Source organism: Candidatus Pantoea formicae (genome assembly GCF_011752625.1).
In the GTDB taxonomy this organism is placed as follows: domain Bacteria; phylum Pseudomonadota; class Gammaproteobacteria; order Enterobacterales; family Enterobacteriaceae; genus Pantoea; species Pantoea formicae.
Genome location: NZ_VWXD01000038.1, coordinates 1 through 845 on the forward strand (window position 1 = coordinate 1; position 845 = coordinate 845).

General features: G+C 59.4%; 3 protein-coding genes. 2 read left to right on the forward strand and 1 reads right to left on the reverse strand.

The features are described 5' to 3' along the window. Together F3J38_RS27750 and F3J38_RS27755 are read left to right on the forward strand one after the other, a co-directional pair. A partial coding sequence (locus F3J38_RS27750; protein ID WP_167144550.1) for a hypothetical protein occupies positions 1-184 on the forward strand: 184 nt, incomplete at its 5' end. 81 nt (positions 185-265) lie between these two features. Beyond that, complete coding sequence (locus F3J38_RS27755) at positions 266-463, forward strand: hypothetical protein (RefSeq protein WP_167144552.1); 198 nt, start codon at positions 266-268, stop codon at positions 461-463. Positions 464-681: 218 nt separating this feature from the next. Here F3J38_RS27755 and F3J38_RS27760 read toward each other — a convergent pair. After that, on the reverse strand, positions 682-845 hold a 164-nt coding region (locus F3J38_RS27760; RefSeq protein ID WP_240156090.1), incomplete at its 5' end, for a biofilm development regulator YmgB/AriR family protein.

Consider the following 845-nt stretch of genomic DNA (forward strand, 5'->3'; position numbering starts at 1 on the left):
CGCCATCAGCTGGGCCGTCCTGGCGGACCGCCTGCGGGCGGCGATTGAGCATGAAACGGATGAAGACCGCGTTCGCGCAGGGCTGCGCGCCATTGAAGAGGTGCGGCGGGAAATGCAGATTCGCGCCGCTGAAAAGACCGGGGTGTACGGCACTGACGGTATGTCAGCGCAGAAGCTTCACTGAAGTCATCCGGGGCGCCGCCGTATCCCCGGGGTCGCCTTTCTGATATACTGTATACTTATCCACCTTACGGACGGAGGTCATATGAACGATGACACCACCGCCGAAGATATCTACGCCGTTATCGGAACGGTCGTGGCACGCCTTCTTAAGCCGGACCAGTACCTCACCCTTCACGAAATCACCAGCGCTCTGCACAGCATGGGCGAAGCGGCAGGCGCTGCCGGGACGCGCGAAAGCTGCGAACGCGCCGTCAGGCTGCTGGCTGAGCAGATGCACTGACCTTCAGATTCCTCCCGTTTTGACGTACACCCCTCGCGCAATAACACTGTCGTGCCACACTGATGGGAGTGGAATCGTTTAAACCGGGAGATGCCTGTGAAAGTCTGGATTGCCGTAACCCTCGCCGCCGCCGTCAGCTGCTCCGTATGGGCTTCACAGGGAGGGTTTGACTCACCGGCTGCGCTGTCTGCCGCGCACGTCACACAGCAGAAGTAGCCTCAGAAGCCTTCGTCGTCGGGCGTTTTGCCCACCACAATTTCCAGCGCGCTGCGAAGCACGTCCTGCTGGACCACATCTGAGGTGCTCTCCAGCTCGGCGATAAGATAAAGAATGATCGCTTTGCTGGTGACCTTTTTGCCGTGAATAACGATGTCGCGGATAA

Bases quoted from the DNA above. Each gene is read 5' to 3' on its own strand.
- F3J38_RS27755 (WP_167144552.1), top strand. From the start codon at position 266: ATGAACGATGACACCACCGCCGAAGATATCTACGCCGTTATCGGAACG.